Origin of the sequence: Paraburkholderia dilworthii (assembly GCF_000472525.1) — a bacterium.
In the GTDB taxonomy this organism is placed as follows: domain Bacteria; phylum Pseudomonadota; class Gammaproteobacteria; order Burkholderiales; family Burkholderiaceae; genus Paraburkholderia; species Paraburkholderia dilworthii.
Genome location: NZ_AWZT01000008.1, coordinates 141,880 through 157,706, shown reverse-complemented (window position 1 = coordinate 157,706; position 15,827 = coordinate 141,880). Strand labels below are relative to the sequence as shown.

The following is a 15,827-nucleotide window of genomic DNA, read 5'->3' as shown; positions in this document are numbered from 1 at the left end:
CCCCGTAAAAGCACGGAACACCGCAAAAGCGCCGCAGTAAGCGCTGCCTCGACTCACGCGGCAGAACGAAAAACGGCAGGGTCTCGCCTGCCGTTTTCATTGAGCGACGCGCTACAGCGCCGACGCGCTCAAGACTCCACGTCTTCCAGACTGAAGATTTCGGTCTGATCGTTGTACGAGAAAATTTCGCCGTAACGGCCCCAGTTGATGACGGCGTCGAGCGTTTCCTCGGCGGCGCTGTCGGACAGAAAATCCTCCAGTTCCTGCTCGAAGCGCACGCGCGGCGCCCGGTGCCCCGGACGCTCGTTCAATACCTTCTTGATTCGCGCGGCGAGCGGCACATGACGCAACAGATGCTCGGCGAACATCATCTTGCGTTCCTGCGTACCGAATTCGGCGAACACGCGCGCGGGCGGCGTCAGGAAAATGTCGCCTTCGCGCACGTCGGCGAAACCGAGGTGCTGAAGCACCTCCGCCACCGGGAACAGATCGTCCACTTCCAGATGCAGCGAGCGCGCGATTTCGGGCATGTCCGCGCGGCCGTGATACGGCGCGGCGGCGAGCGTCTCGATCAAACCGGCCATCAGGTTAGTCGACACATGCGGCAACCAGCTGTGCAGCTCAAGCCCCTTCCTGGTTTTCTCGTCCGTCTGACGCGCGGTCATCTTGGCGTAAATCTCATCGACCAGACGCCGGAACGCGGGGTCGAGACGATTGCGCGGATGCTTGAACGGCACCTTGATCTCGGCGATCACGCGGCCCGGATTCGATGACAACACCAGAATCCGGTCGCACATGAACACGGCTTCCTCGATGTTGTGCGTCACGATCAACACCGCCTTGATCGGCATGCGGCCTTGCGTCCACAAGTCGAGCAGATCGGTACGCAGCGTTTCTGCGGTCAGCACGTCGAGCGCGGAGAACGGTTCGTCCATCAGCAGCAACGTGGGATCGACCACCAGCGCGCGCGCAAAGCCGACGCGCTGGCGCATGCCGCCCGACAACTCGCGCGGATACGCGTTCTCGAAACCGTCGAGACCGATCAGGTCGATCGCGGCGAGCGCGCGCTCGCGTCGCTCGCGCGCGGCCACGCCCTGCGCCTCGAGTCCGGCTTCCACGTTTTGCAGCACGGTCAGCCACGGAAACAGCGCAAAGGTCTGAAACACCATCGCGACGCCCTTCGCGGGACCGTCGAGCGGCTTGCCCATATAGGTGACTTCGCCGTCGGTCGGCTCGATCAGACCGGCGATGATGCGCAGCAACGTCGACTTGCCCGAACCCGAACGCCCGAGCAGACCGACGATCTCGCCTTCGCGCAGCGACAGATTGGCGTCGTCTAGAACAAGCAGTTCGCCCTGCGACTTGTTGAAACCGCGGCACACGTCCTTGACGCGCAGGATCTCTTCACCGAGGCGCGGCGGCTTCGGCGGCGTCTGGATCGGCGCGGCGGTCATAGCAGCTTTAGGATTTTGCATCGCGTTATGCCTTCAATTCTCAAGAAACGCCAGGCCGCCCAAACTTTTCACGCCCCAAGGGCCTGTGCGGGCGGCAGGGTCGGGGGCGCTTAGTCCAGCCGAAGTTTGGCTTCGGCGTACGCGTACATCGGACGCCACAACAGGCGGTTGAAGAGCGTCACGAACAGGGACATCACCGCAATGCCCACAATGATCTTCGGATATTCGCCCGCGGCGGTGGACTGCGCGATATAGGCGCCGAGTCCGTGCGCCGCGACTTTGGTGTCGCCCCACTGCACGAATTCCGCGACGATGCTCGCGTTCCACGCGCCGCCGGACGCGGTGATCGCGCCCGTCACGTAGTACGGGAAAATGCCCGGCAACATGGCCTGACGCCACCATTGCCAGCCGCGAATGTGGAAATTCTTGGCCGCTTCGCGATAGTCGTTCGGATACGAGGTGGCGCCGGCAATCACGTTGAACAGGATATACCACTGGGTGCCGAGCACGATCAGCGGCGACAGCCAGATATCCGGGTTCAGATTGAAGCGCACGATCGCGATCACGAACACCGGAAACAGCAGATTGGCCGGGAACGCTGCCAGGAACTGCGCGAGCGGCTGAATCTTCTCGGCGAGCGCCGGCCGCAAGCCGATCAGCACGCCCACCGGCACCCAGATCACCGACGCGATCGCAATCAGCAGCACCACTCGCAATAGCGTGATGAGGCCAAGCATGAGGACGTGACCGACTTCGTCGAGCGAAACGCCGGTGCGCACGTAGATGAACACGCGATACACCACATAGACGGTGCCGATCAGCACCAGCGCGCCCCACACGATGTCGCCAACGCGCGAGCTCTTCTGGATCTGCGGAATCTGGAAGCGCGGTCTCTGCAACGCAGGCAGCCGGAACGGCACACGCGCGGCCTTCGCGAACATCCAGCCGAGCGGCACCAGCAAGCGGTGAATCAGGCGCGTGCGGCGAATCAGATCGAGCAGCCACGATTCCGGCGCGTCGCCCGAGCTGGTGGTTTCCATGCGGAACTTGTCGGCCCATGCGACGAGCGGACGGAACAGCAACTGGTCATACGCGAGAATCACGACGGTCATCGCGAGAATCACCCAACCGATCGCGTGCAGGTTCTTGACGACGATCGCCTGCGCCAGATAAGCGCCGATGCCCGGCAGCGTGATCGTGTTGTTGCCGACGGTAATCGCCTCCGACGCGACCACGAAGAACCAGCCGCCCGACATCGACATCATCATGTTCCAGATGAGGCCAGGCATCGAAAACGGCACTTCGAGCTTCCAGAAGCGCTGCCATGAAGTGAGGTGAAAGCCGCGCGAGACTTCGTCGAGATCGCGCGGCACCGTGCGCAGCGACTGATAGAAGCTGAACGTCATGTTCCACGCCTGGCTCGTGAAGATGGCGAAGATCGCTGCGAGTTCGGCGCCGAGCACGCGGCCCGGAAACAGCGCGAGAAAGAACGTGACCGTAAACGAGATGTAGCCGAGCACCGGCACCGACTGGAGTATGTCGAGAATCGGCACGAGCACGAGACCGGCGCGGCGGCTCTTCGCGGCGAGCGTGCCGTAGATCAGCGTGAAGATCAGCGACGCAACCATCGCCGCGAGCATGCGCAATGTGGTCCGCATCGCGTACTCGGGCAGATTCGCCGGATCGAGCGAGATCGACTGGGTCTTCAACGTCGACATCGGCGCGAGCGTCTCATGAAAGCCGATCGCCGCCATCGCGATGATGCAGATGATCAGCGGGAACGCAACGAAGTCCCAGCGGTTGGGCAGCACGCGCCATGCCGACGCATTGGCGGTGCGCTTCAGGTTAAAGCTGAAATCCATCAGACCCACTCCTCGTTCATACAGGCGAACAAACGCGCGAACGAGGCCGCGGCTGCCGCGCGGCGGTCTGACGATCGGTCCGGAAAGCGGAAATCAGGCATGGCAAAACGCGTGTGCGCGGTAAATCGTTAGCGTTGGAGACACGTGGACCAGCGACAGAAGTGCCCGGGAACAAACCGCCCCGGAACCGCAACCGTCAAGCCAGAATCCTGTCGCCGCGGGCGCCGCCCGTAGGCTGGCGAGCTTTCCTTTGTTTTGGACGGCACGACACTACACCATCCTATGTTTCAGGCACAACCTTTGAAGGCAAATCGCGGCAACTTGCAGCGACCGCCTGACAACGGCCCGGCAATGACCTGACAGCGGGCTTCCGCCAGGGACAGCCGGCCGTGCCGTGCGCCTCTTTGATGAGCACTCGCATGTCCATCGACGACAAGACCGGTGGCTCTCAGTGACGCCGCAATCGCGTGGCCCCGCCTCCCGGAGCCGAACGCGGCATCAAGAAACCGGCAAGGCTGCCGTTAAGAGCCTGATGGGTGCGGCCCACATGGATCTCATTGCTTCAATAACGGTGGCGTCTGGCCCCACGACGGTTAAAATCCACAAAGATGCTCCTGTCCTGGTGGTTTTATCCTGGGCCAAAACGGCCGCGCATGACCGGCAGCCCCCATAACCACGAAACGCCGGGCGAAACAGCGCTGCGGCGCTGCCACGAATAAGCTAGTTGCATGACTCAGCCAGACGGATCAGAGGGTCGATGAACAAGACAACCTTGCGCCAGGCAGCCGGCCCAATCGGCTTCATGCTGATCGTACTGGCTTGCTGGTTCGTGGCCGGTATGGTCGCGGACCGGATGGTACAGCAAGAACTCGGCGCGGCCTTGAACGCGCAGCGCCAGATGTCCGCGTCGATTGTCGACAACATGGCAGAGGTGATCGCGAGCGACCTCGCGATGTCGCGGGCCATCCCCGCAACCATGGCCGAAATGGACGTGGTCCAGAACGCCCTGGTGCAATCCCGGAATTATGCCGCGAACGGCGAGGCGACGGAACCCGCCCTGCGCGCCGCGTTGCTAAAAGATCCACGAATGACCGGCGTGAGCACTTTCCTGCATCGCGCTCAGGGCTTCTCCGGGCTCGATCAGGTGTGGCTCGTGAATGCCAACGGCGTCTGCGTGGCTTCGAGCGATGCCCCTACCGATACGCGGGCGGCGCGCAGCTCCTTCGTCGGCGTTGACATGCGCGTGCGGGCTTATCTGACGAGCGCGCTGCTGGGCGCGTTCTCGGAAGCGTATGGCGTTGGCCGCACGAGTGGCGAGCCGGGCATCTTCATCGCCGTGCCGGTCTATGCGGACGGCGAACTGACCGGGGCGGTCGTCGCCAAGGTGGGAATCGCGCGGCTGCGCCACTGGGTTGCGCATGCCGGCACCTTCGTCGCCGACGATAACGGCGTCATCATCATGGCGCACGACAGCAGGCTCGAAGGCCACGTGCTGCCGAACTCGCGCGTGACGACGATGAGTGCCGCGGACCGCACAACGACCTATCGCCGCGATATGTTCCCGGATATCCAGATTCACGTCGATGCTCAGGTGCGCGAGCAGGCGCCGTGGGTGTCCGCGGCTGTCGCGGGACAGCTGTTCGGTGCGGCCGGACAGCCCAGTCCATCGCTGTATCAGACTCGCGGCGGCCTGAATTCCGGACTGTCCGCGCATCTCGTCGAGCCGCTCTCCGCATGGCCCGAGCTGCTGCGCAACCATAAGCGCGATCATCTGCTGGTGTTCCTGACGCTGGCCGGCACGGTGGCGCTCGCGTGGGTGATCACGGTGTCGTACGTGCGCGAGCGGCGTCACCATCGGGCCACGCGCGATCTTGCCGAACAGCTGCAATCGGCCAATACGCTGCTTTCGGCGGAGGCGCGTCACGACGCGCTGACGGGCGCGCTGTCGCGCCGCTATTTCCTCGACCTGTTGCGCCATGAGATCGACCGCGCGCATCGGGGCAACCAGCCGCTGTGCATGGCGATTGCCGACCTCGATCACTTCAAGCAAATCAACGACCGCTTCGGCCATGCCGCCGGCGACCGCGCGCTCGAACATTTCGTCGATACCTGCCGCGCGGAACTGCGCGGCACCGATGCAATCGGCCGGCTCGGCGGCGAAGAGTTCGGGCTGCTGTTGCCGGCCACCGATCTTGCCGGCGGCCGCGAAGTCGTCGAGCGCTTGCGCTTGCGCCTGAAGGCCGTGCCATCGCCGAAGCTGCCCGCCTCCGTCACGCTCAGCGTGAGCATCGGCATCACCGAACTCTCCGTGGACGATCTCCCCGAGCGCATCATGAGCCGCGCCGACACGGCACTCTACGCGGCCAAGACCGGCGGCCGCGACCGCACGGAAGCGCTGCCGCCCGACGACACCGCCCCACCCGCGCGCACCGTCGCCAACATCTGGTAACGGCGAGTCCGCTATCTGACGCAGCGCAAGCCGGCGCGTGGAGCCTCCCGCAAGCAGCAGGTATGATCGACAATGACCTCGAGTTGTCGCTACCGCTTTAACGGGAGATTCGCATGAAGGGAAATCTGGTCATTGTTTGCCGCGATCAGGATGCTGACGCATTCGATCATCTGCTGGCTGAGTACGGCGCGTTCCAGACGCGCCTGTCGTCCACCGCGTGGTATCTGAAGCTGGAAGTCGCGCCTGAAGTCATTCAGGAAGAGATACTCGCGCGCCTCGGCAAATACACGACCCACTATATTTTCGAGGCCGAAAGCGTGACGTGGAATACGGTCGATAGTGAAGCGGCGAATGCGCTGAACACTCTCTTTTCCGACTAGGCAGGCGGTTTTCGGAACGCGCTGTGGGGTTCGGTCGCTTGCCTTCGTCGCCCCGGTTGTGACTGGCGGACGCGTGCAATGGACGTGTGCAATGGACGTGTGTAACGGAGGTTTGAAACCGGCGCGTGCAACAGGCGCGTGTAACGGACGTTTGCGATCAGCCCTTGGAATCAGCGCTTGCCACCAGCGTTTGCAATCAACGTTTGCAACCAGCACTTGCAGCCGTCGTAGCGACAGGCGCGGCGCAACGCCACGCCTGTGAGCCGGATCACCAGACGCTTTCCGACGCAGTCCTCGCCTGAGGCACGGCAGAGAACGGAAAGCTCATCAAGACTCGCAAGCCGCGGCCACCGTGGTTGCCTATCTGCCACTCTCCGCCCGCGCGCCGCACCAGCCTCTCGACGATGGCGAGCCCCAAACCGCTGTGGCCATTCCCGCCGCGCGCCGGATCGAGCCGCACGAAAGGCCGGCTTGCGTTGACGAGATCCTGAGCGGCGATGCCCTTGCCGTTGTCGCTCACCGACAGCGTAAAGCCTTCCGCCGTGCGCGCGGTTGCGACGACGATCGGCGGCGCGCCGTACGCGTGCGCATTGTCGAGCAGGTTCGACAGAATCCGGTCGAGCGTGGCGGCAGGCAGCATGAACCCGGAACCAGCCTGCAAGTCAGTTTCGACGGCCGGCGCCCCCGAGGCCACCGCCCGATAGCTGCGCACGACGCGCTCGCATTGCGCATCGACGTCGACCGGTTCGCTGCGATCCGCGCCGTCGTGCGCGAACACGAGGAACTGCTCGACGATGTGAGTCATCGAATCGACGTCGCGCACCACGCCGTCGCGCATCTTCACTTCGTCCATCATTTCGGCGCGCAGCCGCAAGCGCGCAAGCGGCGTCTTCAGATCGTGCGCGACGCCCGCGAGCATCACCGCCCGGTCGTTCTCGGTGCGCGCGACTTCCTGAACCATCTGGTTAAAGCCGTGCGTCAATTGCCTCAACTCGCGCGGTCCGCGCTCGGGCACCGGCGGCACCGGCAGACCGCGGCCGAACCGCGCAACCGCCTGAGCGAGCGAGCGCAATGGCTGCTGCAACGCCCATGCGGCAAACAACGCCGCCATGACCGCGAAAGAGAAAATCATTACGAGCCACAAGACGGTGCGATCGAGCGAGCGCGGCGGCCGCAGCGGCTGCACCGGCACGACGATCCAGCTCGGGTCGCCGGTTCCGCGTACCCATAGCGTGGGCGGCCGGCCCGGCAAGCCGACGCGCACCTGCGTGCCGGACGGCATGCGATCGCGCACGTCTTCGATAAACCGTTCGAGCGGCGGCGGCATGTCCGACGTTTCGGGCGGCACTTCGGGGCTCGCCGGATCGACGAGTTTCACCCGCGAGGGCAACGGCTGGTCGGGGTTGCGGACCACGTGCTGACGCACCGCGTCGACGAGGAAAGTAGCTTCCTCGACGGCGTAGCGCGCTTGCAACTGATTGCGCTCGAGACGCATGAGCGCGTACCACGCGAAATGCGACAGCAGCAACACTGCGACGACCAGCAGCGCCAGCCGTCCGAACAGCGAATCAATGGGCCGGCGCATGTTGTTCGCCGTCGGGCACGAACACATAGCCCCGCCCGCGCACTGTCTGGATGAAGCGCGGCGTGGACGGGTCTGTTTCGAGAATGCGCCGCAGACGCCACACCTGCACGTCGATGCCGCGGTCCGTACCGTCGTATTCCGGACCGTGCAGTAGTTCCAGCAGACGCTCGCGCGTCAGCGTGCGCATGGGGTGATTGACGAAGATTTTCAGCAGCGCGAACTCGCTGCCCGACAGCGTGAGCGGCCTGTCTTCGAGATGCAGCGTGCGCGATTGAAAGTCCAGCGTGAAGCGGCCGAAGCTGAACGGCTCGCGCTGCTCCGGCGCCGCCGCCGATGGCAGCGTACGACGCCGCCGCAACACCGCCTGCACGCGCGCGAGCAGTTCACGCGGATTGAACGGCTTGCCGAGGTAATCGTCCGCGCCGAGCTCGAGCCCGACGATCCGGTCGACGTCGTCCGCGCGCGCGGTCAGCATGATCACGGGAATGTCGTCGCCCGACGCGCGCAGCTTGCGCAATGCAGTGAGCCCGTCGACGCCGGGCATCATCAGGTCGAGCACGATCAGATCGGGGCGCTCGCGTTCGAGCCTGCGCTCGAGCGAGCCCGCGTCGTGCAGCACCGACACTTCGATGCCCTGGCGGGCCAGATAGTCGCGCAGAAGATCGCGCAATTCGACGTCGTCGTCGACAACAAGTATTTGAGTAGCCATGAGATGAAGTTTAACGCGCGGCAGGAACGGTTTTCGATTTCAAACGGGCCTCAAGGGTTACCGGGTGTTACGGTGAAAGCTGCACGTAATGGCCCGTAACAGCGGCGCGAAAGCGCGTAACACAGCGCGTGACGCAGTTCTCTACGCTGTGTCTTACCGAATGCAGGCCGTCAATCCGATCGGATGCATCGTCGGCTATTCCATTACAAAGGAGCCTTACATGTCCACCAGAAAAATCTCGCGCGCCCTCGCCGTTGCCGCCAGTGCTCTCGCCCTCGGCGCGGGCGCAGCCTATGCCGCTCAACCCGCTCATGAAGCGCACGGCGGCCCCGGCGGATGGCATGGACACTTCATGAAAGAACTCACGCAACTGCATGACCAGCTGAAGCTCAACGCAGATCAGGAAAAGCAGTGGCAAGCCGCGCTGGACACCATGAAGCAGAGCCATGAGGCGATGCGCGCGAATCACGAGCAGATGAAGAATCAGTTCAAGTCCGCGCAGCAACAGCCGATTCTGGATCTGAACGCAATGGCCGCCGCTCATCAGCAGATCGAACAGAAAGACGCGCAATTGCGCCAGCAAACCACGGACGCATGGCTCAAGTTCTATAACGGTTTGAACGACCAGCAGAAAACCACCGTCAGCACCGCGCTGAAACAGCGCTTTGCGAAGATGGAATCGCGTCACGAGAAGATGCGCGAGCGCTTGCAGCATCGCCACGAGGGCGCGGCGTCTGCGCCGGCTGCAAGTCAGTAAGCCATGCGGTAGCCGCACCACCGCAGTGACCCGCGTCGCAATGCGAGGCAGGCTGAACGAAGGCGGGCCGTGCGGCCGCCTTCGCAAAGCAGGAACGCCACGGAGATTCTCCGTGGCGTTCTTCCATGATGCATTGCATATTCACGTCGCGTTGCGGGTCGTTGCGGGTCGTTGTGGGTCGTTGCAGGCGCGGCGCGCGGCTGGTTGCAGGCGCAACGAACTCGCTATGAAGTACGCAGAACCAACCGCTTCAGCCTTCCAGCCGGCCCAGGTCGAATAGGAGCACTTCGGCGTTATGGCCTTTCTCCAGCGTGACCGTGTCGGTTTCGCTGACTTTGGCCGCATCGCCTGCATCAAGCACCTTGCCGTTCACCGTCAGCGAGCCGCGCGCCACGTGCACATAGGCGAGCCGTCCTTCAGGCATCGCGAACGTAGCTTTTTCGGTGCCGTCGATCAACGCCGCATAGATCGACGCGTCCGCGTGGATCGTCACCGAGCCGTCGCGCCCGTCGGGCGACGCGACGACGCGCAACCGGCCGCGCTTGTCGGCGGCTTCGAAACGCTTTTCCTCGTAGCCCGGCTGATCGCCCGCGCGTCGCGGAATCACCCAGATCTGCAGCAGATGCGCCTCTTCGTCCTGCGACGCGTTGAACTCACTGTGCATGACGCCCGTCCCGGCGCTCATGCGCTGCACGTCGCCCGGACGGATGGTCGAGCCGTTGCCCATGCTGTCGCGATGTTCAAGCGCGCCCTCGAGCACATAGGTGACGATCTCCATGTCGCGATGCCCATGTGTGCCGAAGCCCTGGCCGCCGGCAATGCGGTCTTCGTTAATCACGCGCAACGGACCGAAGTGGACATGCTCCGGGTCGCGATAGTCGGCAAACGAGAAGCTGTGATACGAGTCGAGCCAGCCGTGGTTAGCGTGGCCGCGCTCTTCGGAACGGCGAATCTCGATCATGAGGAACTCCCTGTGAAGTTTGGCGATGGCCAGAATGTATGGGCAGAGCGCTCGCCGGACAATCGGCCAGGAACGCACCGGATCGTTTCGCAAATCCGCGTAATCCGCTGAGAAGGCGGACGATCTATCGCGGCCGATCCGCCATACGCGTCGCGCATACACAACGCCTGTGCTTCAGCGCTGCCGCCGTGGAGATCGCGCACTGGCGCCGGGCCCCTGTTCGGGTAAAATACCGCGCTTTTCAACGCACATGGTGGCCGAAGGCGCGCCCGCGGGCGGGAGACCGCGCGGCAAAGCTATAGCGGCCCGACTATTTTGGCCGCCTAGAATAGCGACGGTCGGCCACAAGCCGGCGTTCGTCGAGATCGGACACCACGACGATCAGTTTGACCCAGGAGAAACATGAAGAAGCTCGCACTGTGCGTAGCGCTTGCTGTCATGGCCACCGGCGCCTTGGCAAAAGAATGGAAAACCGTACGCATCGGGGTTGACGCCAGCTACCCGCCGTTCGAATCGAAGGCGGCTAGCGGCCAGGTAGTCGGGTTCGACGTCGATCTGACCAAAGCGCTGTGCACAAAGATGAACGTCAAGTGCGTGTGGATCGAGCAGGATTTCGACGGCATCATCCCCGCTCTGAAGGGCAAGAAGTTCGACGCAATCGTGTCGTCGCTGACCGTCACGGACAAGCGTCGCGAGCAGATCGATTTCTCCGACAAGCTGTTCGACGCCCCGGCGCGCATGATCGCCAAAGCGGGCTCGCCGCTCCTGCCCACCGCTGAATCGCTAAAGGGCAAGCGCATTGGCGTCGAGCAGGGCACGACCCAGGAAGCCTACGCGAAGGCTTATTGGCAACCCAAAGGCGTGACGGTGGTGCCCTATCAGAACCAGGACCAGGTCTATGCGGATCTCACCTCAGGCCGGCTCGACGCCGCGCTGCAAGACGAGATCCAGGCCGACGCCGGGTTCCTGAAGACGCCGCGCGGCAAGGGCTTCGCGTGGGCCGGCCCGGAAGTCAAGGATCCGAAAACCATCGGCGAAGGCACGGCCATCGGTCTGCGCAAGGATGACACCGACCTGAAGACGATGTTCAATCGGGCGCTCGCACAGGTTCATCAGGACGGCACGTTCACGAAGCTCGAAAAGCAGTACTTCGACTTCGAGATCTATCCTGGGCACTGAGCGGCGGCCACTGAACCGGCCACTGAGCGACCACTGAGCGGGCCACTGTCCCGGCAGCAAGCCGGCGGTCCACCAGACGTCGCACTAACGGCTTCGAGCGTGGCATCAGGAGACTCGGGGCTCGCCCGCATGGGCTTCCCTCGGGCTTCGTAATACAGTCAGTCTAGTTTCAAAGAGAGTCGAAAAGCGCGCTGCAAGACCCGCAACGGTCATGCAGTCATGATTTGCACAGCGGTGCGCTGTGCGCCGCGGATCACGGCGAGCGAAGCTCGCGGTACATGCGGTGCGGAGCCTGCCGCGTCTTTCGCGGTGTGTCGCAAACGCATCGTCAAGGACCCGATATGTTCCTTCAAGGCTACGGCCCGCTGCTTCTCAATGGCACCTGGCAAACCGTCAAACTGGCGGTGTTGTCGTTGGTGCTTGCTTTCTTGCTGGGCCTCATCGGCGCGGCGGCGAAACTGTCGAAGAACCGTCTTTCGCACGGCGCCGGCACCGTCTACACCACGCTCGTGCGAGGCGTGCCCGACCTCGTGCTGATGCTGCTGCTGTTCTATAGCATCCAGATCTGGCTAAACAATCTGACCGACCTGCTCGGCTGGGACCAGATCGACATCGATCCGTTCGTGGCCGGCGTCGCGGTGCTGGGCTTCATTTACGGCGCGTACTTCACCGAGACATTTCGCGGTGCGTTCCTCGCGGTGCCACGCGGCCAGCTCGAAGCCGGCGCGGCCTACGGCATGACAAGCTGGCAGGTGTTCTCGCGCATCATGTTCCCGCAGATGATGCGCTTCGCGCTGCCCGGCATTGGCAACAACTGGCAGGTGATGGTCAAAGCCACCGCGCTGGTGTCGATCATCGGTCTCGCCGATGTCGTCAAGGCTTCGCAGGACGCGGGCAAAGGCACCTTGCGGTTTTTCTTCTTCACCCTGTTCGCGGGGGCGATCTATCTCGTCATCACCACAGTGTCCAACTTCGTGCTGATGTACCTCGAAAAGCGTTACTCGACCGGCGTGCGAAAGGCGGATCTATGATCGAGATCATTCAGGAATACTGGCGCAACTATCTTTATACCGACGGCTATCGCTTCACCGGCCTCGCGATCACGCTGTGGCTGCTGGTCGTGTCGATCGGGCTCGGCTTCTGTCTATCGATTCCACTCGCTGTCGCGCGCGTGTCGAAGAAGAAATGGCTCGCGGCTCTCGTGTGGCTCTACACGTACATCTTTCGCGGCACGCCGCTCTATGTGCAACTGCTGCTGTGCTATACGGGCTTGTACAGCCTCGAGATCGTCCGCAATCACGAGCTGACCAACGCATTTTTCCGCGAAGGCATGAACTGCACGCTGCTCGCGTTCACGCTGAATACCTGCGCATACACCACCGAGATTTTCGCCGGCGCGATCAAGGCCACGCCGTATGGCGAAATCGAAGCAGCGCGCGCGTACGGCATGTCGTCGTTCACGCTGTACCGGCGCGTGATCCTGCCTTCGGCACTGCGCCGCGCGTTGCCGTACTACAGCAACGAAGTGATCCTGATGCTGCACGCCACGACCGTCGCCTTCACCGCGACCGTGCCGGACATTCTGAAAATCGCGCGCGACGTCAACTCGGCGACGTATCAATCGTTCAATGCATTCGGCATCGCCGCCCTGCTTTATCTGTGCATTTCTTTTGCGCTCGTGTGGCTGTTCCGCCGCGCCGAGCGCCGCTGGCTCGCTTACCTGCGGCCGCAAGGCAAATAACCGGGGCACCGCGCCCAGCCCGTAAGCAAGCTCCAAGGATTCCGATGAACACCACGAAGCAAAAGCTCTTCGTCGACGAGCTTCACAAACAGTACGGCGACAACGAAGTCCTCAAGGGCGTGTCGCTGAAGGCCAACGCCGGCGATGTCATCAGCGTGATCGGCTCGTCTGGTTCGGGCAAGAGCACGATGCTTCGCTGCATCAACTTCCTCGAACAGCCGAACGCCGGGCGCATCTTCGTGGACGGCGAAGAAGTTCGCACGCAAACGGACAAACACGGCGCGCTGCGCGTGTCCGATCCAAAGCAGTTGCAGCGCGTGCGCACCAAACTGTCGATGGTGTTCCAGCACTTCAATCTGTGGTCGCACATGAACGTGCTCGACAATATCGTCGAGGCGCCCGTCAATGTGCTTGGGTTGAAGCGTAAGGAAGCGGAAGATCGCGCTCGCGAGTATCTGGAAAAAGTTGGCCTCGCGCCGCGTCTAGAAAAGCAGTATCCGTCGCATCTGTCCGGCGGCCAGCAGCAGCGCGTGGCGATCGCGCGCGCATTGGCCATGCATCCCGACGTGATGCTGTTCGACGAACCCACCTCCGCACTCGATCCCGAACTGGTCGGCGAAGTGCTCAAGGTCATGCAGACGCTTGCCGAAGAAGGCCGCACGATGATCGTCGTCACGCATGAAATGGCGTTCGCGCGCAACGTATCGAACCACGTGATGTTCCTGCACCAGGGCCGCGTCGAAGAAGAAGGCAAGCCCGACGAAGTGTTCAGGAACACTCGCAGCGAGCGCCTGAAGCAGTTTCTTTCCGGAAGTCTCAAATAGCGGATATATCGCACAGCCTGGTATTTGAGACGTGCTCGAAAGTCTCAATACCAGGCTGTAGTCGAAGTAGTTTTACAAGGCGCTTACGAGCGCCTTTTTTGTTTCGGTCACCTGCGTAATCTGCAGGTTTCGGCCACGAAAACTCCGCTGCATCGCCCTCTCAGCCGCGCGTTTGCGCCTTACCCTGCCTTATTGGAAGCGTCAATAGTGGCAATCCTTGATCTTCCCTCCGCCGATCCGTGATTCCCTTGTCCCATAAGGGATTCCGCTATTTTTCAGGGTGCCGCAGAGCGCCTTTGCACACATCGGTATTGCAATTTGGAGACACAGGTCAACGCCGGTACTAATTTCTTCTCCCACACAAGTGTATTTTTGATAAATTAGTAACCAAAGTAGCAAAACAAAGTTCATTAAAAGTAGTTTTACTTCAAAGCACAGAGGAGAACCGGTCGGCGAGGGATCGGCATGACGACGAGACAGTCCCAAGGCTGCACGTCAGGACAGGAGACCTAATCCGCCCGCTAATCTCCCTGGTACCGATTTCTGTTCGGCGCGGCTTGCGTCCGAACACCATTCGCAGTACTGGGTTTCACTTTTTGACAGGGTATGGAGGAGAAGATGAAGAAAGCTTTGCTCGCCGCTGCGCTGATGTCGGCCGGCGTTGTTGCGCATGCTCAAAGCAGCGTGACACTGTATGGTCGCCTGGATGCGGGTCTCGAATATATCAGCGGTCTGCCGAACGCCAACTACACCGGTTCCACCTCGCGCTGGCGCGCGGAAAGCGGTGACTGGGGCACGAGCCTGTGGGGCATGAAGGGCGTCGAAGATATCGGCGGCGGCAACAAGGTCCTGTTCCAGTTGGAAGGCTCGTTCAACACGATGACGGGCGCGGGTCCTGGCGGCGGCGGTCTCTTCAATCGCTGGGCAACGGTCGGTCTGTCGAACAATGCATACGGTACGTTCACGATGGGCCGTATGCTCTTCATCTCGAACGGCGTGTGGGACTTCGATCCGTTCGGTCAATCGAACTGGTCGTCGGCATCGCTGGTGCGTGGCCGCAACTGGCCGCAATCGAGCAACAACATCGCTTACCAGTCGCCGAAGTTCTACGGCTTCGACATGTACGGCCAGTACGCACTGTCGAACGCAACGAACTGGAACGGCAACGGCACGACCCCGCAAGGCCGTGAAGCTGGTCTGCAACTGACGTACACGTCGTCGCTGTTCCAGGTCCGCGGTATTTACGACGAAATTCGCAACAGCGCAAACGGCAACTTCACCGACCCGTTCAGCGCATCGCGCGAATACACGGCAGCCTTCAACGTGTTCCTCGGTCAGTTCAAGATCCAGGGCGCATACCAGGCAGTGCGCACGTCTGCTGCTGCAAGCGCTGCAGGCACGTCGCCGACGTCGCTCGATCATGAATGGGGTGGTGTGACGTGGCAAGCCACACCGGCTGCCGCACTGATCGCCGCTGTGTATCACGTGAACGCGAACAAGGGCGGCGGCAACGCAACGATCTATACGGTCGGCGGTTCGTACAACCTGTCCAAGCGCACGCTGCTGGACATCCAGATCGCGACCGCACGTAACAGCAAGACGGCTAACTTCGGTCTCGACGCGAACGCGGCCGGCCCTGGCGGCAACATCACTTCGGGCGGCACGACTACGTACAACGAGAACCCGCTGCCGGGTCACAGCCAGACCGGTGTGTACGCAGGTATTCAACACACGTTCTGATCGAACGGTGTTTCCCGAGGGATTTCCCTCGGGGCGCCCCGAGGAAGTCTTTTCGGGGCGTAGTCAGAAGTTCTTCAAGAGAATCTTTTTCACGCTGCTGCGAGAGGCGCGTATCGGTGCGATGTCCGAAAGGGTATCGCACCGTTTTTTATTGGCGCGGACTGTTTGACACGGACCGGTTTGGCG

The 15,827-nt window shown here is 62.2% G+C and carries 13 protein-coding genes; 8 read left to right on the top strand and 5 right to left on the bottom strand.

Annotated features, from left to right (window positions below; translation table 11 throughout):
• Positions 1-128 precede the first annotated feature (128 nt).
• On the bottom strand, positions 129-1,475 hold the full coding sequence (locus tag F759_RS0110345) for an ABC transporter ATP-binding protein (protein WP_013338552.1): 1,347 nt from the start codon (positions 1,473-1,475) through the stop codon (positions 129-131).
• Positions 1,476-1,564: 89 nt separating this feature from the next.
• Positions 1,565-3,316 (bottom strand): ABC transporter permease, encoded by a 1,752-nt coding sequence (locus F759_RS0110340; RefSeq protein WP_027799786.1) that lies wholly within the window; start codon positions 3,314-3,316, stop codon positions 1,565-1,567.
• A 757-nt stretch (positions 3,317-4,073) separates the two neighbouring features.
• Between F759_RS0110340 and F759_RS0110335 the strand changes: the two genes are divergently transcribed.
• The gene (locus tag F759_RS0110335; RefSeq protein WP_027799785.1) at positions 4,074-5,765 is read left to right on the top strand and encodes a sensor domain-containing diguanylate cyclase; all 1,692 of its coding nucleotides are present in this window, start codon (positions 4,074-4,076) and stop codon (positions 5,763-5,765) included.
• Between the two features lie 113 nt (positions 5,766-5,878).
• The gene (locus F759_RS0110330) at positions 5,879-6,145 is read left to right on the top strand and encodes a double-stranded DNA-specific endonuclease (RefSeq protein ID WP_013338549.1); all 267 of its coding nucleotides are present in this window, start codon (positions 5,879-5,881) and stop codon (positions 6,143-6,145) included.
• Between the two features lie 268 nt (positions 6,146-6,413).
• On the opposite strand, the gene F759_RS0110325 is transcribed toward F759_RS0110330, so the two are convergent.
• Together F759_RS0110325 and F759_RS0110320 are read right to left on the bottom strand one after the other, a co-directional pair.
• Entirely contained in the window at positions 6,414-7,730 is a 1,317-nt protein-coding gene (locus F759_RS0110325) for an ATP-binding protein (protein ID WP_027799784.1), read from the bottom strand.
• The gene (locus F759_RS0110320; protein WP_027799783.1) at positions 7,714-8,439 is read right to left on the bottom strand and encodes a response regulator; all 726 of its coding nucleotides are present in this window, start codon (positions 8,437-8,439) and stop codon (positions 7,714-7,716) included. The genes F759_RS0110325 and F759_RS0110320 overlap by 17 nt, the downstream gene beginning before the upstream one ends.
• A 220-nt stretch (positions 8,440-8,659) precedes the next feature.
• On the opposite strand from F759_RS0110320, the gene F759_RS0110315 reads away from it, so the two are divergent.
• Entirely contained in the window at positions 8,660-9,196 is a 537-nt protein-coding gene (locus F759_RS0110315) for a periplasmic heavy metal sensor (RefSeq protein WP_027799782.1), read from the top strand.
• Positions 9,197-9,446: 250 nt separating this feature from the next.
• On the opposite strand, the gene F759_RS0110310 is transcribed toward F759_RS0110315, so the two are convergent.
• Positions 9,447-10,157 (bottom strand): pirin family protein, encoded by a 711-nt coding sequence (locus tag F759_RS0110310; protein ID WP_027799781.1) that lies wholly within the window; start codon positions 10,155-10,157, stop codon positions 9,447-9,449.
• Positions 10,158-10,559: 402 nt separating this feature from the next.
• Here F759_RS0110310 and F759_RS0110305 point away from each other — a divergent pair, with 402 nt between their 5' ends.
• From F759_RS0110305 to F759_RS0110280, 5 genes are all read left to right on the top strand, one after another.
• Positions 10,560-11,336, top strand: coding sequence for an ABC transporter substrate-binding protein (locus F759_RS0110305; protein WP_027799780.1), 777 nt, complete (start codon positions 10,560-10,562; stop codon positions 11,334-11,336).
• Positions 11,337-11,677: 341 nt separating this feature from the next.
• On the top strand, positions 11,678-12,367 hold the full coding sequence (locus F759_RS0110295) for an ABC transporter permease (RefSeq protein WP_027799779.1): 690 nt from the start codon (positions 11,678-11,680) through the stop codon (positions 12,365-12,367).
• Positions 12,364-13,077: an ABC transporter permease gene (locus tag F759_RS0110290; protein WP_027799778.1), complete on the top strand. Its 714-nt coding sequence runs from the start codon at positions 12,364-12,366 to the stop codon at positions 13,075-13,077. The genes F759_RS0110295 and F759_RS0110290 overlap by 4 nt, the downstream gene beginning before the upstream one ends.
• Before the next feature lie 44 nt (positions 13,078-13,121).
• Entirely contained in the window at positions 13,122-13,901 is a 780-nt protein-coding gene (locus tag F759_RS0110285) for an ABC transporter ATP-binding protein (protein WP_027799777.1), read from the top strand.
• Between the two features lie 618 nt (positions 13,902-14,519).
• Positions 14,520-15,641, top strand: a complete 1,122-nt coding sequence (locus F759_RS0110280) for a porin (RefSeq protein ID WP_027799776.1) — start codon at positions 14,520-14,522, stop codon at positions 15,639-15,641.
• Positions 15,642-15,827: the final 186 nt, after the last annotated feature.